Annotated in this window: 15 protein-coding genes; all 15 read right to left on the bottom strand. The window is 56.1% G+C overall.

Annotated features, from left to right (window positions below; genetic code table 11):
* Positions 1-8 precede the first annotated feature (8 nt).
* Positions 9-1,040: a UDP-3-O-(3-hydroxymyristoyl)glucosamine N-acyltransferase gene (gene lpxD, locus WMO23_RS00665; RefSeq protein ID WP_020309648.1), complete on the bottom strand. Its 1,032-nt coding sequence runs from the start codon at positions 1,038-1,040 to the stop codon at positions 9-11.
* An 18-nt stretch (positions 1,041-1,058) separates the two neighbouring features.
* Positions 1,059-1,478: an OmpH family outer membrane protein gene (locus WMO23_RS00660; protein ID WP_020309649.1), complete on the bottom strand. Its 420-nt coding sequence runs from the start codon at positions 1,476-1,478 to the stop codon at positions 1,059-1,061.
* Positions 1,479-1,494: 16 nt separating this feature from the next.
* Complete coding sequence (locus WMO23_RS00655) at positions 1,495-2,430, bottom strand: hypothetical protein (protein WP_020309650.1); 936 nt, start codon at positions 2,428-2,430, stop codon at positions 1,495-1,497.
* A gap of 9 nt (positions 2,431-2,439) precedes the next feature.
* The gene (locus WMO23_RS00650; RefSeq protein ID WP_020309651.1) at positions 2,440-2,988 is read right to left on the bottom strand and encodes an OmpH/Skp family outer membrane protein; all 549 of its coding nucleotides are present in this window, start codon (positions 2,986-2,988) and stop codon (positions 2,440-2,442) included.
* Between the two features lie 21 nt (positions 2,989-3,009).
* Positions 3,010-4,290 (bottom strand): hypothetical protein, encoded by a 1,281-nt coding sequence (locus tag WMO23_RS00645; RefSeq protein WP_239639535.1) that lies wholly within the window; start codon positions 4,288-4,290, stop codon positions 3,010-3,012.
* Between the two features lie 18 nt (positions 4,291-4,308).
* Positions 4,309-6,531, bottom strand: coding sequence for a BamA/OMP85 family outer membrane protein (locus tag WMO23_RS00640; protein WP_020309653.1), 2,223 nt, complete (start codon positions 6,529-6,531; stop codon positions 4,309-4,311).
* A gap of 16 nt (positions 6,532-6,547) precedes the next feature.
* Positions 6,548-7,147, bottom strand: coding sequence for a hypothetical protein (locus WMO23_RS00635; protein WP_020309654.1), 600 nt, complete (start codon positions 7,145-7,147; stop codon positions 6,548-6,550).
* Positions 7,148-7,315: 168 nt separating this feature from the next.
* Positions 7,316-7,951 carry a sigma-70 family RNA polymerase sigma factor gene (locus tag WMO23_RS00630; RefSeq protein WP_292107619.1) on the bottom strand — a complete coding sequence of 212 codons (636 nt, stop codon included), beginning with the start codon at positions 7,949-7,951 and terminating at the stop codon, positions 7,316-7,318.
* Positions 7,952-8,193: 242 nt separating this feature from the next.
* Positions 8,194-12,480: a translocation/assembly module TamB domain-containing protein gene (locus WMO23_RS00625; protein WP_349173019.1), complete on the bottom strand. Its 4,287-nt coding sequence runs from the start codon at positions 12,478-12,480 to the stop codon at positions 8,194-8,196.
* 154 nt (positions 12,481-12,634) lie between these two features.
* The gene (locus tag WMO23_RS00620) at positions 12,635-14,317 is read right to left on the bottom strand and encodes a TolC family protein (protein WP_292107615.1); all 1,683 of its coding nucleotides are present in this window, start codon (positions 14,315-14,317) and stop codon (positions 12,635-12,637) included.
* 28 nt (positions 14,318-14,345) lie between these two features.
* The gene (locus WMO23_RS00615) at positions 14,346-15,581 is read right to left on the bottom strand and encodes an MlaD family protein (RefSeq protein ID WP_349173017.1); all 1,236 of its coding nucleotides are present in this window, start codon (positions 15,579-15,581) and stop codon (positions 14,346-14,348) included.
* Complete coding sequence (locus tag WMO23_RS00610; RefSeq protein WP_020309660.1) at positions 15,578-16,330, bottom strand: ABC transporter ATP-binding protein; 753 nt, start codon at positions 16,328-16,330, stop codon at positions 15,578-15,580. Before WMO23_RS00610 ends, WMO23_RS00615 begins: the two co-directional genes overlap by 4 nt.
* An 8-nt stretch (positions 16,331-16,338) precedes the next feature.
* A complete protein-coding gene (locus WMO23_RS00605) occupies positions 16,339-17,103 on the bottom strand; it encodes an MlaE family ABC transporter permease (RefSeq protein ID WP_292107609.1) in 765 nt (254 codons plus the stop codon).
* Positions 17,104-17,465: 362 nt separating this feature from the next.
* Positions 17,466-19,481, bottom strand: coding sequence for a SpoIVB peptidase S55 domain-containing protein (locus WMO23_RS00600; protein WP_292299461.1), 2,016 nt, complete (start codon positions 19,479-19,481; stop codon positions 17,466-17,468).
* An 11-nt stretch (positions 19,482-19,492) separates the two neighbouring features.
* Positions 19,493-19,783 (bottom strand): hypothetical protein, encoded by a 291-nt coding sequence (locus tag WMO23_RS00595; protein ID WP_020309663.1) that lies wholly within the window; start codon positions 19,781-19,783, stop codon positions 19,493-19,495.
* Positions 19,784-19,806: the final 23 nt, after the last annotated feature.

Below are 19,806 nucleotides of genomic sequence, written 5' to 3'. Positions count from 1 at the left end.
AAATCCTCTTACTGTTGTTCTAATTTCTTTTCCAGTTCAGCGATTTTTTTCTGCAAGGCTTTGACGGTCTTGGCCATTTCCGGCAGGTGTTTCAGGTAGACCTGGGTACGGCTCCATTCCATGTGAGGCCGGATGGGGAACCCGGCATAGACCTGGTTGCCCTTGACATTGCCCGTAATGCCCGATTTGCCGGCAAAGACGGCATTGTCGCCAATGGTGATGTGGCCAGTGCAGCCGGTCTGACCGGCAAAGATGACGTGATTGCCGGCTTTGGTGCTGCCAGCGATGCCCGTCTGGGCGATGAGGAAACAGTCTTCACCGATTTCGACGTTGTGGCCGAGATGGACGAGGTTGTCGATTTTCGTCCCCCTGCCGACTTTCGTCGAACCCAGGGTTGCATTATCGAGACACGTGCAGGCGCCGATTTCGACATCGTCGCCGAGGGTGACGTTGCCGATCTGCGGGATCCGCGTATGCTTGCCCTTTTCCGTAGCAAAGCCGAAGCCTTCGCCGCCGATGACGGCGTGAGCCCGGATGACGGCGTTCTTTCCGAGGACGCAGTTTTCGTGGATGACGGCACCGGGATAGAGGACCGAACCTTCGCCGATCTTGACATTATCGCCTAAAAAGACGTAGGGATAAATCGTCGAGCCCTTGCCGATTTCGACGTTCTTGCCGATGACGGCATAAGGCATGATGGCTACGTCTTCGCCGATAGAGGCGCTGCCGTCGATGATGGCTGTCGGATGGATGCCCGGCGTGACCGACTGGCGGGGATGAAACAGCACGAGGAGCTGGGAAAAAGCCAGGCGGGGATTTTCTACGACGACGAGCGTATTATCTCCGGCAGGAACTTCTTTTTCGACAATGACGGCACCGGCATGGACCTGCGGCAAATATTCCGTATACGGATCGACGGCAAAGGTAATGTCCTGCAGACCGGCTTCGGCCAGGCCTTTCACGTCTTCAATGACGGCGTCACCCTTGCCGATGACCGTGCCGCCCAGCAATACTGCTAATTCCTGTACTGTTTTCTTCACGATATACAACCCCTTTTTTTACTGCAATTTGGCAATTAAATCGTCGGTTACGTCGATGCCGCCGGAAGGAACGGCTTCTTTGACGACGATGATGCCGACATTTTTATCCTTGGCGATGTCGCCTAACTTGCTCTGGATGTCCGACATGAACTGACGCTGCATGCTGGCGCCGAAAATATTGAGTTCCTGCTGGGCCTGCTGCTGTTTCTTCTGGAAATCTTCAGCCGACATGGACTGCTGTGCGTCCTGCAATTCCTTTTCGATGGATTTCTGTTTATCTTCGGTCTTCTGTTTATACTGCTGGACCAGGGGCGCTTCTTTCTGTACGCGCGACATGTCGACGACGCCTACATTATCTTTTCCGCCACAGCCGGCGAGCATACCCGTCAGGGCCAGCATTGCGGCGACGATTCCTAAGCGCTTCCAAACTTTTTTCATTGCTAAAAGCCTCCTGTTATGCCAACTTGGCAATAATATCATCGGTAACATCCGTAGCCGTGCCGATGCCTTCGTAGTTGGCGAAGATCATCTCAAAGCCCTGTTCCTGGGCGACATCGGCGGCTTTATCGCGGATATCTGCCATAATGGCGTCTTTCACATCTTTCATTTCTTTTTCTTTTGCATCGAGTTTATCTTTCCATTCCTTGTTCCACACAGCCGGTTCCGGCCGGTCCTGCAAGACGCCCAGCTGCTGCTGGAAGACCTGCTGGTTGTCTGCCTTGCGTCCTTCCAGGTCTTTCTTGACCTGCTGGGCGTAGTCATCGAGCTCTTTCTTGGCCTGGGCCTTATCCGGTGCCATGAGGGCCGCGATTTCATCGGCTGTCCGGTTGGTCACCTGGACGTCAGCCTGGCTACCTTTGAGCAAGGTTTGGAGCTGTTCCTCTGTCGCTGCCCGTTCTTCTTTAGACAGGGACAGGGTCTTCAGCTTCAACTGGAGATTGACGATTTTCAACGTGTCGGCCTGGGAAATGACAGGCGTCGTCTTCTTCTTTTCCTGGACGAGCGAATCATACCGCTGTTTCAGCCGGTTGTTGAGCTCGTTCTCCTTGAGGGCGACTTTGGCCTGCAGTTCCTGGTCGAGGGCTGCCGTACCTGCGGCGTCGGCAGCGGCAAAATTCTGGACCGACGTCCCTTCGGCAGCAGCTTTCTGGGAATAGTTCCACTGTTCAAACTGATATTGGGCAACCATAGCGTTGTATTCCAGTTCTAAATGGTGATACTCGCTATAACGCGGGTGGCTCATGACGACGTGTTCCAGGTCTGCATAGGCATAGACCGGCGTCGCAGCTGTCGACGGGGCCGGCTGGCTGCGGTGGCTGAAGAACCACCAGCCGGCGAGGAGACAGACCATGAGGACCGCGGCACCGGCTGCCGCATATATCCGTTTCATAAAGACTCCTTACTGGTTACTGCTGCTGGAGCTGTCCGAACTGCTGGAGCTGTTGGCGCTGCTGTCGGAGCTGCTGGAACCAGAGTTCTTGTTCAGTTCTTTAGCGACCTGGTCGGTAATATCCGTACCGCCATAGAGGACGACGCTCTTGTCGACGACGAGGCTGAGGCCTTTGGTCTTGGCAACATCGCTGACAGCCGTGTCGACTTTATCTTTGATGCCTTTGAAGATTTCCTGGCGTTTCGTAGCCAGTTCGCCCTGCATCTTCTGGAAGAGCTGCTGTTTCTGCTGGTCGTCCATGCCGGCCGACTGCTGTTCAAACTGTTTCTGCATGTCTTCGCCAGCCTGCTGGAGCTGTTTCTGTGCCGCAACGGCGTCCTGATTATCAGGAGTGATGATCTTGCTCGTATCGACGACGCCGATGTTGCTCGACGGAGCCGCATTGACAGGGTTGCCCGTCTGCATGATAGCCAGGCCGGCGACACTGAAGACGAAGATAGCTGCGATAACAGCCGAAAAAATCTTGATATTGCGTTTCTTACCTATTTCAGACATCATAATAAAACTTCTCCTTTTGTATTACAAATAACCGATAATCCGGAGCCAAGCATCGTGGTCGGACACGATATATTCCAAACCGACATAATCATCGACGCGATAGTGCAGGCCGACTTCGGAATCGTCATGCGTCAGGTCCCGGTCGTAGCGCAAGGTCCACCGCCCGCCTAAGGGCTGGCGCAGCCACAGGTGCTGGCTGTCGTCGAGGCTCTCGAACTGGTATCCCGCCTGTGTTCTGCCGGCAAAGCGGTAAAAGTAGCCGGGAATGAAATTCCAGTCCAGCGAAGACGGCATGAACTTGACGGCGCCGTAGATTTCGTGATGACTGCCGATCTTGCGGCCCAGATGGGCCATGAGGACCGTATCTTCGTCGCTGCTGTGGTCACGGGCGGCGTCGATATAGGCTCCGCCGCGGATGTCATAAAAAGCCGTCTTCGACGTAAGGTCGATGGTCGTATCCTCACCGAGCGACAAGGACGGCGTCACGTGAAGGCCGTAGTTCTTGACGACCCACTGACGCTGGACGTCTTCCTGCAAGGCTGCGGCGATGTCCCGCTCATGGCGCTTAACGAAGGCGACAGGCAGGCCGTCCAGTCCGGCGTAGTCCCGTTCCAGATGGTTGCGGGCGCTGAGGAAGATGACCTTGGGCACATCATCGCCCTTGATGGCGACGCGGACGTTGCGCACGACAGGCAGCTTGGGCAGCATATAGACCGTGACGTCTGTCTCGGGCCCGCCGTGGATGACGATGTGCGGATAGAATTCCGGCACCCGGTCTTCCAGTTCATTCTCCAGGACCGACTTGACGGCGCCGTTAGCCCAATCCAGGGCATCGACGGGCAGTCCCGTGAGCAGGCTCTCAGCCATATCCCCGGCGTGTTCCAGGTCCTTATCGACCAGGGCCTGGCCCATCGCCGGCAGAGCGCCGTAGTCGATAACAAAGTGGACTTTGCGGATCGTATCGCCCCAGGGGCGGATGCGCACATCCAGGTCCGTCCGGCTGCCGGGATGGATGGCAAGGGATTCCACCGTATAGCCTATGAGGACGCGGTTGATGATATCGTTGACGGTTCGCTCGTATTCTTCATGACGGCTGACGATTTCCCCGCTGTCGTGGTTGAGGAATATGTGGTTCCCTACAGTTTGGATGCTGGCAGCAATGCGTTTCTCGACTAATGGCGGAATCGCCTCCTCTACGGAGGCGACATGGACCGTCACTTGGTCTACCGATGCTGCTGTAGCACTACTAAGACTAGCACAGACGGCAAAGACAGTCAATAAATAAGTGCGGATCTTCATCATCCACGACCTTTCATCGTCTTAGAACTTACCGCCAAAGCTGAAGTGGAACTTGCCGCCATCCTGGCCTACGCCGTAATCCAGGCGGATAGGCCCGATCGGCGTGGTGATGCGGAAGCCGATACCACCGGAATAATGGAGTTTATTGTTTTCATGGTACCAGGGGATGTTTTCTACGCCACCCCAGGCATTGCCCACGTCGGTAAAGACGACGCCCTGGATCTTCTTGGCAATGGGATAGCGGTATTCGACGGTCGCTTCGTACATCTTGTTGCCGCGGAATTCATCGTCTTCATAGCCGCGCAGGTTGTCGGCACCGCCGAGGGTGAACAGGTCGTTGTAGGGCATATCACCGGTGGCGATACCACCCATGAGGCGGACGGCGATGACGTGGGCCCGGCCAACTTTATAGTACAGGCGGTTTTCGGCGATGAATTTGAAGTAGTCGAAGTCGCCGCCCATGCCGTGGCCAGCCCAGGTGCCCGTAAAGGACAGGCGCTTGCCTTTCGTCGGGTCGTAGACGTTGTCGCGGTTATCGAAGACGTGGGACCAGGTCAGGCTATTGGTGCGGCCGAAGTTCTTACCCAAGTAATCCATTCCCGCAAAATCATATCCTTTATTATCAGGGTCTTTTGCATCGTTTCTATAGTTAAACCCGCTATCGTGATCGGTGTATTTCGTCCGCTTTGTTTCCAAAGTGACGTAGTCGCTGACGTATTCGCTGCGGACACGGCCGTACGTGACGTTGAAGCCATTGGTCCGGCGGTCATATTCAGCGACGGAATTGCCCTTTTCATCATAATCGTCGTATTCCGATTCGCGGTCGAAGATGCTGAAGCCGATGGAGTCGCCGGCATCGTTGAGGTACGGATGGGTATACGAGAAGATGTAGTTCTTGTTGCTATCCGTGTTGCCGCCGAATTCCCAGCTGATATTGGCCTTGTCGCCCGTACCGCGCAGGTTCGTTTCAGCCAGGCCGAGGATGCCGACCAGGCCGTCCGAATCGGAGTAGCCGGCACCGATGGTGACCGAACCGGTCTTCTGTTCGGTGACGTCGATTTCAACGATGACGTCTTTGGGATTGCGCTGGCCCGGCAGGAGGCGGACGTTGACGTCTTCAAAATAGCCCGTGTTGTAAACACGTTGGATACTGCGGCTGGCAGCGTTCTTGTTGAAGATATCGCCCTTCTTCATGCGCAGTTCACGCATGATGACCTTATTCTTGGTCTTGGTATTGCCGCGGAGATTGATATTTTCGATGCGCGGTTCAGAAATGGCAATGTGCAAAACGCCTTCGTCGTCGAGGCGGACATCGGAGACGCGGCTCATCATATAACCGGCATTGGCAAAGGCCGTGTTGATATTGGCTACGTCGTGGCTGACGACGGCGGTGTTGAGCGTCGTGCCCGGCGTCGTGGCGACGAGTTTCATCAAATCACCTGTACTGAGGGATTCGTTGCCGACGATGTCGATTTTCTTGACGACCGGATTCATCTGGACCGTATAGTTCAGGGAAACGCCTTCCGGTACAGTCGTAAAGGACGGCTTGACCGTCGAGAACAGGCCCGTCGCCCCGATGACGTTGAGGTCGTGACGGATGTAGTCCATGTTGACGGCATCGCCGACGCGCATGGCCAGCTGCGGTAGGAGTTTCTGTTCAATCTGGGCTTCCGGTACGGGGCCGACCGTAACGGAAGTGGCTACCTTGTCGACATAGGGTTTCAAGTCGGCATCGGTAACGGCTTCCCCATAAGGCAGGACCACGTCCTGGCCGGCCTGGATGACGGCCAGGGGATAGCCGGGGATGGACGTATCAAACTGCATGTCGCTGGTACCGCTCATGTAGCTGACTTTGTCGCCCGTAATCTGCGGCGTCGTATCGACAGGAGCCGGGTTGAGGATTTCATTTTCCTTGTGGACGGCTTCTGCTGTTTCCTGCTGAACTGCAGCCGGACTCTTACCAGCCGCAATGGCGGCCAGTTCTTCTGCCGTTTCATAGCCCGTCAGGCCCGATTTAGCCGCTTTCATGGCATCGGCTGTCGTTTCATCATTGGGCGAGGTTACGACCGTATTGACAGCTGTTTTCTGGTCATCCGCCGGAGCAGCTGCCGAGCCAGATGTAACCGTCTGGCTGCCCGACGACTCATAACCTGTTGCCGCTGTCGTATCATCAGCCCAAACAGGGCACGTCATCATCGCACTGGTTACCATCAGGGCGAGAAGTTTTTTCTTCCGCATATTCATAAAAATCCTCCATTATCTATTTCGTAATACCTGTACCGCGCAAGGTATGACGTGCTTCTTGTACAGTAGCTTGTATCTGGCGGTCCGACAAGACTGCCTTCCTTGCCACCCGTACCGGAGCCGCTGCTGGCGGTTCCGGTACGGCTGCAGCCGTCGCGGCTGGCTGCACAGGCGGTTCGTCTCCGGCAGGAGCTGCTGGCGGCGCAGATGCTGCCACCGGTGCTGGTCCTTCCTGGACAGGGGGCTGCACGCTGCCTGCCGGGACCGGCTCGGCCACAGGCGCAGCCGTATCCACCGGGTCCCGGTCCGCTTCATTCCCTGCCGCCGTCTCCTGGACGACGGCCTCGACGGCCGGTGGCCGTTCTTCCGGCCCGGTCAGGCGGAAGGCATACCAGCCGCCCAGCGCCAGGAAGAAGGACGTGACCATGGCACCGGCCCGCAGCCAGTTCCTGCTGACTGGATGGTGTTTGCGCAAATTCTTCATTTCCGCTTCGGCCAGCATCAGATTGAGTTCGCCCTTGATATCGGACTCTTCATCAAACGAGGCTTCGGCCTTTTCCAGCCAGGACCGGACGGCCCGGACCCGGTGAACTGTATCGCGTTGGGAATGTTTCATACAGCCTTCTCCTTTCTGCCTAGACGAATACTCTTATAAAATCGGCAAAGGCCGTATGAATTTATACCGGCAAAAAGGCGCAAAAACATGCCATAATCTATATTTTACAGCATTTTTCGATTATTTTCACCTAAAAACGGGTCAATTTTAAGAAAGTGTAAAAAAATTTTAGTGGCGGCTCTCATGGATGAACCGGCTGAGCATGCCGCGCACGCGGCGGATGCCCCGTTTCTGCAGGCGGTAGACGTAAGGCAGGCTGACGTCCAGGCTCTTGGCCAGGTGCTTCTGCTCCACGTCGTTCAGGTACACGCCTTCGACGACGGCCTGTTCCTTTTCGGGCAGCCTTTTCAAGACGTGGCCGACCTTTTCCAGCAACAGCTGGCGGCTCGTGGCTTCGACAGGGTCCTGGCGCTCATCGCAGAGCGTATCCTGCAACGTCACGCCCCGTTCATCCGGTTCGTCAAGGGATACGGCGCTGACGGCGCCTTCGCGCTTCAGATAGTCCAGGATGGCCCCGCGGATGCGGTGGACGGCAAAGAGCGGGAAGGCCACGCCACGGCGGTAATCATAGCGTTCCACGGCTTCGATGAGGCCCAGTGTCCCTTCCTGCAGGGCGTCGGACAGGATGTCGCGATGGATGTGCCAGCGCATGGCCTCTTTGAAGACCAAGGGCTGGTACTGCTCGATGAGGCGGCTGCGGGCCTCCAGATTCCCCTCGTCCTTATAGGCCTGCCACAGGGCCCGTTCTTCGTCGGGCTGGAGCAGGGTGATATGCTGTAGTTCTTTCAGATAATCGTCTAACATGGCCTTTCACCACCTTTTCATTCAAATGGAATTCACACATATATAGGGACGGGCGCCCCACGTGGGCGCCCCTACAAAGGCAATGGCGTATCCACACATATACAGGGATGGGCCTGTGTCCCATCTGTAGGGGCTTGCACGTGGCAAGCCCGCTTCAGGACATGTTTCCTTCCCGTTATTCCTGTATGTATGGCGTCCTGCCATCAATCCCCGGATGCAACGGCATGACCCCATATACGGAATCAAAACGAATACTTATAGACACCGCCGATGAAACTGTCGTCGTCGGACGTCCAGGCGTTGACGCTGAACTTGCTGCCCAGGTCATACATGAAGCCGAAGCGGTCGTCGCCGTGGTTGATGCCGAAGGCTGCCGTGACCATGAAGTCGTTGAACAGGTATTTCCCCATTTCAATGTTGTAATAGTTGCGGCCCACATCGGTATTCTTATCATTGAGGTTCAGCGAGCCGTTGGTGACGGTGAGCATATCTAGAGACAAGGCCTTTTCCAGGCTATGTGTAAGGCCCAGGCTGTTCAGGGTCATGCGGATGCCCGATCCGAGGAGGCTGTCCATATCTTCCTCGCTGAGGGAGCTCTGGGGGCGGCCGCCGCTGTTGCGCAGGGTAATGAGCGATACGATCTGCTGCTTCGTCAGGGGCGGGTCGGAGCGGAGCATGAGGTCCATGTTGTCCGCCTGACCGCGCAGGGTCAGCATGACATTGTACTGGCCGACGCGGCTGAAGCCTTCAGCGTCGACATAGGGCAGGAAGGAATCATACCGTGAGAAATCGGCCTTAGCCTTGGTCACGCGGAAATTGGTGTCCAAATAATGGACGGTCCCCCGCGTCGCTTCAAAGCGGCCCGACGGATGGGGATGATTGAGGTTGCCCTGGAAGGTGACCGACCCATTGACCATCAAGTCGTACAGAGCCGGATTGTACAGACGGACCTTGTTGCCCAGGGTCAGGGTGAAATCCAGGTCCAAATCGGGCCCTTCACTGCTGCTGGCCAGAGCCAGGGGAATGTCGACAGTCGTATTGTCGACCTGCATGAGGCCGCTCACTTTAGGCCGCCCGTCGCCAGGCGTGACGTTGACATAGCCCGTGATGGGACCGTCATAATAGGGGCAGTTCAGATAGAGGCCAGAAAAATCAGCCGCCAGGGAATACGAATCTAAGCTGCGGCCACTCCAGGCGGCTTTGCCGTCAAGGCTGATGCTGCCGGGATTCTTCTTCCCTTTCTTATCCATAGTACCGCTGCCGCTGAGGACGGCCGAACGGCCTTTGAAGGCCAGGTCAGCATTGATGTTGGCCAGGGGATAAGCCGTGTCCTTGAACTTGATGGTGCCGTTCTTGACGGCAATATCGCCGTTGACCGTCGGTGCATCCAGGGTTCCGCCGATTTTGACGGCCCCCTGGATGGTACCGTCGGCTTCGGTGACGTAAGGCGTCAGGAAAGTCAGGACATCGAGGCCGGCGTTATCGAGCTGCAGCGAAAGGTCCATGGATTCGCCGGTCTTGCCGCCAGACAAGGCGCTGACGGGAATGGTACCGTGTGCGCTGACCTTATAGGGGTCGCGGCTGCCGCTGGCCTGCTGCAAAGTGATCAGTCCGTTGCGGATGTTGAACAGGGCATAAGCGCCCGTAAAGGAAATGCCGTTGGCCGTGCCGCTTCCCAGCTGGGCCGATACGTCGGCCTGGAGGTCATCGCCTGTACCGCTCAGGTCAGCGGCAAAGTCGATAGGCGCATCGACGACGAAGTCTTTATGTCCCAGAACGTCGGTCAGGGCCTTGGCCGGGAACTGCTTGGCAGCGACGGACAATTTCACCGGACCGTGCAGGGCATACGTCCCCTGGGCAGCCAGGACGCCGCTGCCGATGTTCAGGGCCATCTTGTTGATGGTGACGACGCCATTTTCCATCTGGACGTCGATGTCAGCCGGTTCGACGGCCTGGCCGCCGAAAGAAGCGTCACTGATGGTCCCCTTCATGGAGACCGTCGGGTTGTCACCTGTGCCGCTGATGTCGACCTGGCCATTCAGCTTGCCGGCAATATCCTGTACCGGCAGGGCCGCGACCTTGAGCAGGCCGGCAATGTCGCCGTTGACGACCGTCGCCTGGCCCCGCAGGAGGGACGATTTCGTATTATACAATAAATTGCCGTCATACGTCCCGCCGAGCTGGGCGAAATGAAGGTCCGTCAGGCGCAGCATATTGTCATAATAGGCAAAATCGCCGTGGATATTGTTCAGGGCCATGTGGTTGATGACCAGATTGGCCGCCGTCAGTGAACCGGCTGCCGTCGGATTGTCCAGGCTGCCGCCGATATGGGCCTGGACGTCGAAAGATCCGCTGCGCGGCGTCTTGTTCTGCGGTACCAGGCGGGAAATATCGACGTTCTTCCCGGTCAAATCGAGGTTGAGCATATCGCCGATGGAACCGGACAGGGCCAGGGATGCCGTGTAGGAAGAAATATCGCCGTTCGAGAGATAGACTGTCCCATTATCCAGGCGGTAATCGGCGCTGACATTCTTATAGAGGTAGCCTGCATAGGATCCGCTGGTCAGGCGGAACGAGCCGGAAGCCGTCGGATTATCCAGGCTGCCGCTGAGGGTAATCGTATTATCGGCCCAGCCAGTGAGCGGCAGGTCTGCCTTGCCGATAGCCGGCAGGAGCTGTTCGATGCGCATATGCGCCGTCGTCAGCGATGCCTGTATCGTCCGGGCATCCAGGTCCGCCTGGCCGCGCAGGGTGTGGGTCCCATCACCGCGGCGCCAATAGAGGGCCGGGATTTCGATGCGGCTGCCCTGTCCCCGGGCCGTCCCGTCGATGCTGTCGAAGGGGACGCCTTTGATCTGGCCGCTGCGGGCATTGAAGGCCACATCCCACTGCTGCCCTTCGACGTGGCCGGACAAATCAGCCGTTCCATCCATGGGGAGGGACACGAAAGGCGAGGCGGCGTCGAGGGGCAGGTCATGGCCGGTAAAGGTCAAGTGCGGCGTCTGGCTGTCCACTTCATAAGAACCGCTGACGTCGATACTGCCGCCTGCCAGGTCAGCGTGACCGCTGCGCAAGGTCACGACGTGGCCATCATAGGCCACATCGCCGGCTGCCGAGTCGACAGTCAGGCCATTATAAGACAGGTCCCCTGCCGTCACGTGGCCTGTCGCCATGATTGAGTTATCCGTACTGTTGCCGGCTGCGTGGAGTGACGCCGACAGACTCCCCATGACGGCCACGGGCACGCCGGGCACGGCCGAGAGGTCCAGTCCGTCTACGTCGGCATCGGCTTCATAGGCACCGCTCTGGATGTCATAGACGCCCTTCCCGCTCAGGGAAGCGCCATAGGCCTGGGCCGTCAGGGAATCGATATCGATCCGGTTCTGACTGTAAATCAAATCTACCTGGGCTTCATCGACGGTATAGCCGTTATAAGTCATATCGTGCAGAGACGCTGTACCGCGGGCATTCACGTCCTGTACCGTCCCCCAGACCGTCCCTTTGAAACCGGCTGTCCCGCTGATAGCAACGGGCAGATAATCGGCAAAGGCCGTCACGTCGGCTCCCGGGACGTCGACGTTCAGGTTGAATACCGGCGTGTCGCCGTTGGTCACGATAGTCCCGCCGACGCGGAAGTCCTGGCCGTTGACACGGCCTTCGACGTCCGATAAGGTAATATCTTTGCTCGTCAGGGCCGCATGGCCTTTCAGGCCGTCTACCTCGAGGCCCTGGACGGTGACGTGGCCGTCAGATACGTCGGCCTGGCCGGACAGGAAAAAGCCGTTGTGGCTGTCCGCGACGCGTACTTTGACGTTTTCGACGGTCCCGCTGCGGATGACGACATCGGCCGACGACGGGATGAATGACGACGCATAAGTCCCGTTGACGGCGTCGGCGCTGACGGTGAAATCATACTGGCGGTTCGAGGCATACCTTCCGTGAGCCGTCACCTTTTGCCCATCGACGGTCATGGACGCATCGATGGCCAGCGACGGATAGTCGGCAAAGGCCACGCTGCCGTTGACATTTTCTCCGGTGACGACCGTGCTGTCCGGTAATTGGGCGTCGATAGTCCCGTTGTGAACATTGATGGCCCCGCGGAACCCGGCATCGGTCGTACTCTGATTCTTCTTGATGAGCGACGCCACATTCCACGTGCCATCGTCTTCATTCTGCCAAAGATGCAGGACGGGGTCGTCGACATCGGCCGTATCCAGGGCCTGCAGGATTTCGCCCTGCCTTAGAGCCGTCATGATCTTGCCGGGGTTGACATAAACCCGGACGGCATCGCCTTCGATGACGACCCGCCCTTGTGCATCTTTAATGACCGGCTTAGCCATGACCAGCTGGCCGTTCAGGGATATATCCAGTGAAGAAAACGACAAGGTCCCGTTCAATTTACTGTTTGCAGTTGTCGTAATCGCCTGGCCAGCCATCTGGGTCAGAGCCGGTTTTTCCATCCACAGGGCAATCCCTGCTGACAGGAAAAAGGCCGTGACGCCACAGGCAGCCATCCATTTTTTCTTCATAATCGAGCTCCGCATACAAAAAAAGAGAGAATTGCACGTTACAATTCTCTCTTTATTCTACCTATGGAGTTGAGGAAAATCAAGAAATAGATGACAAATAGGATATTTCCCTTGTAAATTGTTAAAAACCTGTCATCATCTCTTTAAGTCCTGTTTATCCCCGATATGTCGTCGCCGTCAAAGACGGATGGATGACACCCGATTCGACATCGACGCCCATGACCTGTTCCAGTTTGGCAATGCCGACGTTGTAGTCGTACAGGGCCTGGATGTGGTTGACCTGGGCTTCGTTGAGGCTCAGCTGGGCATCGAGGACGTCCAGGTTGATGCCGACGCCGGCCTGGTAACGGATATTCTGGATACGATAATTTTCACGGGCCTGGTCGACGACAGTCTGCGTTTCTTCGACCTTCTGGGCGGCACTGCGGATGTTGAGGTAGGCCTGCTTGACTTCCAGCTGGACGGCTTCGCGGGTCTTCTGTTCCGTTTCACGGGCGACGAGGAGGTCCTGTTTGGCCTGGTTGACTTTAGCCTTGGTCGCGCCGCCGTCATAGAAATTATAGGTGACGCCAGCAGCTACTTTCCAGCTGCGCTTATTGGCATCGATGCCAGGGAAGGTATTATCGGCCCAATCATTGCCGCCCGTAATAGCTACTGTCGGTTTATTGCCGGCATCGGCAATGTCGATATTGCGTTCCGCTTCCTGGACGGCAATGGCTGCCTGGAGGACTTCCGGCCGATATTTCATGGCGTAGTCCGTCGCTTCCTGAAGGGAAATGTTGTACGTATCGAAGGGAAGCTGATGGTCGGCCAGATTGAGCTTCGTTTCCAAGGGCAGGCCGAGGATGTTGTTCAAGTTCGATTCGGCAACGGCGACGTTGTTATCTGCCGTAATGGCCGTCGTCTTGGCGTTGGCCAGGGAGACATCGGACGAGAGGACGTCGACTCGGGCCTTGGTGCCGACGTTGTACTGAGCCTGGACGTTATCCAAGTGGCCCTGGAGGTTGTCGACGGCTTCATGGTAGACGCCTTGCAGTTCCTGATAAGCCAGGAGGGCATAATAGCCCTGGATAGCCGAATATTTCGTCGCCTGTTCGACGCGCAGGATTTCTTCCTGAGTGTTGGTCTTGCCTAATTTAGCCACGTCAATCTGGCCTTCAACGAGACCGCCAGTATACAGCGGAATGTTTACAGAAATGCCATTGGAAAAAGCATTGCTGACACTATTGGCACCTCCCATAAGACTGGCAGCACGACTATACGTAGCGGCATCCGTAGCCCGGCTGCGCTGGGCACCAAAGTTGTAATCGACAGTCGGCTTCTTGCCTGCCTGGGCTTGATTAATGGCGTATTCAGCCTTCTTCAGGGCGTACTGGGAGTTCTTGATATCCCGGTTGTAATCGAGAGCCATCTGAACGGTCTTGGGCAGGTTCAAATCGACAGTGCCATTGGTCGGCACGCGGCCGATGATGATGACCGGATCGACTTCCTGTGTCTTTGCCCGTTTGGCAGCGGCTTTATCGGCCAATTTCGCCGAATCGTCGGCGATTTTCTGGGCCAGTTCTTCGCGCAGTTCCGGCGTAATGTCTACAGGACGGACGGCGTCGGCAGCCTTCTTGGCCTTGGCTTCGGCCTTGGCGGCTTTCTTCTGCTGGGCCTTTTCGGCCTTGATTTCCTGCTGTTCCGCCTTGGCGCGGGACTGGATCGTATCGGCCTGCGCTAAGTCGACAGGACGGACAGAAGCCGTCGTATCCGCTGCCGAAGCGGCGGCGACTGCGCTTATGGTCGTAATCATCATGGCGATGACCAATTTCTTGTACAGTTTGTTGTTCATCATGGGTACCCCCGTTTATTTCTATAATCTGCTAAAAAGCGTAACTAATACCATAATAATTGCCACCGTCACTGCGACTCATGGGCCGCGTGAACTGGCTGAAGAGATAGAGATCCGGCGCCAGGCGGTACTGGGCTTTCAAACGGAAGCGCCAGTCATCGGGATCATAGCCTTCCAGGGACAAGCGGAAAGGCCCGTCCCGGAAGAAGTCCAAGCCGGCACCGAGGTCGCCGTTGATCAGTCCGGCCCGCGTGTCGAACAGACGGCCGCGGCGGCCGTACTGCAAGTTGAGGTTCGTACCGTTGCCGATGTTCTCTGCCCCGACGAGGCCGAACGTATCGCCACGGTACACCTTAAAATTTACAGTGCCGCTGGTCTCATTCTTCGTCGTATTATATAAGAGTCCGGCTTCGCCCTGGACTTTGATGTCCGATGCGCCGCCGAGTATCTTATTCACTTTTGTTGTAATCTGGGCCGTATTATTCAGCGCCGTCTGAATATTGGCCTGGGTCTGCGGATCCGTCGTCATCTTTTCCATCGACTGGGCAATGATCTCGAAGCGGTCGGTGATCTGCTTCATGTTGGCCGCCGTGGCCCGGACGTTAGCTGAAGCCGCGCCATCGCCGTCGAGGTTCTGCATGGACGCGTTCATCTGAGCTGTCATGGCTGCCATATTAGCCGTAATCTGCTGGATATTGCCGGCATTGGCATCCATCATCTGGCTCGTCTTGCCGGTAATATCGTCGATATGCTGGATGGAACCGCGCATAGCGGCCTGCGTCTTTTCATCGCCGATGATGGCATTGATATTCTTGACCATATCGTCAGCACTGCCCATGAGCTTGCCGGCACTATCCATCATGTCATCCATGTTCTTGCTCTGTGTGCCATCGATGTAATCTCCATCAGCGAGAAGATGATTCTTGTCATTCCCCGGTGTAATGGCCACGATTTTTTCGCCGAGCAGGCCGTCCGTCGTAATCGTCACTTTGGAATCGCGGGGGATTTCCGTCCCTTTTTCCAGTTTCACGGCCACATCGACGCCATCGCGGGACGGTTTTACACTTTCAACCTTACCGACGTGGACGCCGACATAGCGGACGGAATTCCCTTTTTGCAGGCCATTGGCATCCTTGAATTCCGTATGGACGACAAAGCCGGGCTTACCAAAGATTTCGGCATGAGCCAGGGTCAGGACGACAAAGGTAAATAAGAGGACGCCGACGATAGTGACCAATCCCACTTTTGCTTCTGCACTCCACTTCATAGGCTATCCCCTCTTTCTTCTGGAAGACGCCCGCCGTGGATAAAGCGCTGCACTTCCTCATCATCTGTATGGGCAAAGGTCTTCTTATCGGCAATGAGCCGGAAGCGCCCGTCTTGTAAATAAGCCAGGCGGTCAGCGACATAGAAGGCCGAGTCCATATCGTGGGTGACGATGACCGACGTCGCATGGATCTGCTTCTGCATACTGACGACCAGGCGGTTGATATCCATACAGCGCAGCGGGTCCAGGCCGGCTGTCGGTTCATCGTAGAGGATGACCTGCGGGTCCAGGGCAATGGCCCTGGCCAGGCTGACGCGCTTCTTCATGCCGCCTGATAAATCGTTGGGCATCATGTCCTCGATGCCTTCCAGGCCGACAAGGTGGAGTTTCTCCTCAACGATGCGCTGGATCGTCGCTTCATCGTCTTTCGTATGCTGGCGCAGGCCAAAGGCGACGTTTTCGCCGACAGTCATGGAATCGAAGAGGGCCGAATACTGGAAGACCATGCCCATATGACGGCGCACAGCCGTCAGCTGTTCCTCATCAAAGGTAGTAATGTCTTCATCGTGAAAGAAGACCTGCCCTTTCGTCGGCTTCTGCAGGCCGATGATCAGGCGCAGGATGGTACTCTTGCCTGAACCGCTGGCACCGAGGATGGCCAGGGTTTCACCCTGATGGATATCTAAATTGATGTTGTCTAGTATGACCCGGTCGCCATAGGCGACGGTCACATTGCGAAGACGGATCATAGCACTCCTCAATACAATAGAACCGATAAGATATAATTGCAGATAAAGATGAAAATAATCGACGTGACGACGGACTTCGTCGTAGCCTGGCCGACGCCTTCGGCCCCGCTCTGGGCATGCATGCCTTCATTGCAGGCGACGAGGGCGATGATACCGCCGAAGAACATGGCCTTGATGAGGCCGTAGACGACGTCGCTGACTTCCGTAAAGAGTTCGATGGAATTCACATAGGTGAAATGCGTGAGCCCGGCGCCCAATGTGGCCACGCCGTAGCCGCCGGCCGTACCGATGACATAGCCGTAAAAGGCCAGGATAGGCACCATGACGACGCAGGCTACAAAGCGCGGTACGACGAGATAGGCAATGGGATTGACGGCCATACAGCGCAGGGCATCGATCTGTTCCGTGACCTTCATGGTCCCGATTTCAGCCGTCATGGCTGCACCGACGCGGCCTGCCATGACGACGCCAGTTAAAATAGGGCCTAATTCACGGCCCATGGCGACGGACATGACGCCGCCCAGCGTCGACTGGGCGCCATAGCGCAAGAGAATATCGACGATCTGCAAGGTCATGACCATGCCGGCAAAGAGCAGGGTCAGGCTGACGATAGGCAGGGAATTAACGCCGAGATGAGCCATCTGGGCAAGGGTCAGGCGGCGTTGTATCTTTGGCAGCTGACGCAGGGTCTGGCCAAAGAGGATGGCAATGACGCCGACTTGTTCAAAGACACGGAGCGTAAAGCTGCCGATGCCTTCCAAAATTTCCTGCATGAAAGACCGTCCTTTCTTTAAGTATCATACTACTTTACTATACCATCATTAAAAATGGATGTAAAACACCTGTATTCAATTGTACCATCATTAAAAATGGATGTAAAACACCTGTATTCAATTGTGCCTAAATTGTGAGAAAGAAAATAAGGAAAACTAAAATTGCAATTTGAGTTTTCTACAGCTAAAATAATAGCATTTTATGCGAAAAATGGCAAGGGAAAAGGCGCTGTCATATGAAGACAGCGCCTGTTTAGTGGCTAGTGGCTCGTGGCTCGTGGTTAGTGGCTAGTGGCTAGCTGCTGACTGCGACATGCGGCCTACGGCCTGCGGGACGCCCTTTGGGCGTCCCCTACGAACGGCTAGTGGAACATATCCAGATCGACGGTGCGGATCGGTTCAGCCGATTTCTTATCCTGGCCTTTATCGGGTTTCTTGTCGCTTCCCTTGTCATCTTTCTTGGTTGTATCCTTGTTGTCATCGCTGCTCTTATCGGCTTTGACCAATTCATCATCCTGCGAGGACCCGTCGGTTTCTTCACCGATGACGGCTTTCGCTTCGTTGATGTTGTGGTTCTTGGCCAAATAAGCGTCGCGTTTTTCCGGCGTGACGACTTTGATGGTGATCTGACCGTCGCCTTTGACGATATACGGTGTCGGAATGGAAGATTTGGCGTCGTTCGGATTTTCATCGCCGATGTTGTGCTTGCCCGGTTTGATGACATCCTTGGCGCTGGTCCCCGGTTCTTTGCCGCGGATCTTTTCCTTCTTCACTTTCGTGCCGCTTTCGTTGATCATGCTGACGCCCTGGCTGAGGATTTCGATGACCAAGTCATTGTTGGCATCTTCTTTTTCGATTTCCTTCTTCAGTTCATTGAAATCCTTATAATGGCGCAGGCGCTGGACGATTTCGTCAGTCAGGTTGTAGCGCTGTTTTTCGATGAGGTACGGCAGAGGAATGACGCCGCCGCCGCGCACTTCCAGGACCATATCGCCGAGAGGCTGGTTCTTGGGGACGGTGAAGCTCATGGTCTTCACTTCATCGACACCGCGGTACGGGTGGAGCTTGACCTTGAAATAGACCGTATCGCCCGGGCTGACAACGACAGGCGCTGCCGACGCATCGACGATGGTCGCCGACTTGCAGGCCTGCGTGATATCGACGGACATGTTGATGTCCAGGATAGGATAGTCGATGAACTCATTGTGTTTCAAGATATCCAGTACATTGTAGAGCTCGTCGATACTCTTTTCATTGATGTTATCTTCGGAATAATACATATTGTGCCGGGTAATATCTTTATCACGGCCATTGGAAGAGCGGATGGTATACGACAAGGTCGCCGTGCCGCCGCCCGTGCGGTCGATGGTCTTATTGACCGTATTGTACACCGTCGTAGCCGCCAGGACCGGAGTCAGTTCATTGTCTTCGATGATCTTGACGCGCTTGGTCATGGCCGTGTCGGTGTCCGTATCCCTGGCCTTGATGACGACGGGAATGCCCGGTGCCAGATAGCCATACTGGCCGCCGATGCCGGCGCCGCGGTCCTGAGTGATTTTGCCCACTTCGGCACCGATAGAGCCCAGCTTAAAGGAACTGGACAGGTTATTGACGACTGTAAAGATATAGGCATTGTGCATGAAATAATTGATGCTGCCCTTTTTCAGGAAGGGATGGCCAAAGGCGACGATCTGGTCGTTGTCGACGTAAGTGACCGTCCCGATGGCACCCATCTTCATATCGCCGTTGACGAAGGCTGCGGCGACGCTGCTGCCCGGTTCCAGGGGCAGGGCCGTGCTGTCGCTGCTGGCCGAAGCCGTATCGACAGGCATGAAGTTATAGCCCGGCAGTTTGCTCTGCATCCACGCTGTCGACACGCTGTCGAAGCCCGACGTCATGAGCGGCGTCGCAATGGGGATGAGCGATGATTCGCGGGCGTTGAAAGGCCGGATTTCTTCTCTCGTCGGCACATTCCAGAGCTTGATCATATCGTTGATAGGCGTAATCATGCCGACGCGGGAATTGGTAAAGGACCAGCCGTAAGCGACGGCACCGAGCAGTTTGCCATTGATATAGACCGGGCTGCCGCTCATGCCCTGAGCGATGCCACCCGTTTCTTCAATGAGGGGCCCGGAAAACTTGGCCAGGACCAAGTCCCCTGACGGGCCGCTGTTCTTCATGACCCCTAAGATTTCGACGGGGAAGGTATCAATAGTCGTACCGTGGACGACGGTCTTGGCATAGCCCGTCATCCCCGGCTGGACTTCACTGACATTCATGAACTCCTGTGCCTGTGCCGAAAGAGCCAGGATACAGGAAAGGGCCGCGGTCAGACAGACCCGGCCCAACGTACGCCGCAAGGCGGAGACTTTCTTCATCATGGTATATCTCATTTCGTTTCCACCACGACGACAACGGCGCCTTGCTGCACTTGTGATCCCGGCTGAACGAGGACGGTCTTGACGACGCCATCCTTGTCAGAACGGGCAGCCGGCATCGGACCGGCCAGGGAATTCACCGTAAGCAGGACATCTCCCTCTTTGACGGCTGCACCGACAGGGGCTACGCTGACGACGCTGCCGCTCAATACCGTCGTGTACGATACGTCAGCAGCTGCGGCCGGCATAGCCATCAGACCTGCTAACCCAGCTAATACGGCGAGTCTGCGAAACTTTTTCATGACGGCTCCCTCCTTCTCAGCTC

It is taken from the genome of Megasphaera intestinihominis (genome assembly GCF_040096415.1).
GTDB lineage: Bacteria > Bacillota > Negativicutes > Veillonellales > Megasphaeraceae > Megasphaera > Megasphaera intestinihominis.
Note: the sequence above shows the minus strand (reverse complement) of the source record. Positions and strands in the feature narration are given on the sequence as shown.

What these genes read in the sequence shown, in the direction of transcription:
- WMO23_RS00615 (WP_349173017.1), bottom strand. Translation starts at nt 15,581, where the DNA reads ATGAAGTGGAGTGCAGAAGCAAAAGTGGGATTGGTCACTATCGTCGGC.
- WMO23_RS00625 (WP_349173019.1), bottom strand. Translation starts at nt 12,480, where the DNA reads ATGAAGAAAAAATGGATGGCTGCCTGTGGCGTCACGGCCTTTTTCCTG.
- WMO23_RS00600 (WP_292299461.1), bottom strand. Translation starts at nt 19,481, where the DNA reads ATGAAGAAAGTCTCCGCCTTGCGGCGTACGTTGGGCCGGGTCTGTCTG.
- WMO23_RS00635 (WP_020309654.1), bottom strand. Translation starts at nt 7,147, where the DNA reads ATGAAACATTCCCAACGCGATACAGTTCACCGGGTCCGGGCCGTCCGG.
- WMO23_RS00610 (WP_020309660.1), bottom strand. Translation starts at nt 16,330, where the DNA reads ATGATCCGTCTTCGCAATGTGACCGTCGCCTATGGCGACCGGGTCATA.
- WMO23_RS00650 (WP_020309651.1), bottom strand. Translation starts at nt 2,988, where the DNA reads ATGATGTCTGAAATAGGTAAGAAACGCAATATCAAGATTTTTTCGGCT.
- WMO23_RS00655 (WP_020309650.1), bottom strand. Translation starts at nt 2,430, where the DNA reads ATGAAACGGATATATGCGGCAGCCGGTGCCGCGGTCCTCATGGTCTGT.
- WMO23_RS00645 (WP_239639535.1), bottom strand. Translation starts at nt 4,290, where the DNA reads ATGATGAAGATCCGCACTTATTTATTGACTGTCTTTGCCGTCTGTGCT.
- WMO23_RS00660 (WP_020309649.1), bottom strand. Translation starts at nt 1,478, where the DNA reads ATGAAAAAAGTTTGGAAGCGCTTAGGAATCGTCGCCGCAATGCTGGCC.
- WMO23_RS00595 (WP_020309663.1), bottom strand. Translation starts at nt 19,783, where the DNA reads ATGAAAAAGTTTCGCAGACTCGCCGTATTAGCTGGGTTAGCAGGTCTG.
- WMO23_RS00605 (WP_292107609.1), bottom strand. Translation starts at nt 17,103, where the DNA reads ATGCAGGAAATTTTGGAAGGCATCGGCAGCTTTACGCTCCGTGTCTTT.
- WMO23_RS00630 (WP_292107619.1), bottom strand. Translation starts at nt 7,951, where the DNA reads ATGTTAGACGATTATCTGAAAGAACTACAGCATATCACCCTGCTCCAG.
- WMO23_RS00620 (WP_292107615.1), bottom strand. Translation starts at nt 14,317, where the DNA reads ATGATGAACAACAAACTGTACAAGAAATTGGTCATCGCCATGATGATT.
- WMO23_RS00640 (WP_020309653.1), bottom strand. Translation starts at nt 6,531, where the DNA reads ATGAATATGCGGAAGAAAAAACTTCTCGCCCTGATGGTAACCAGTGCG.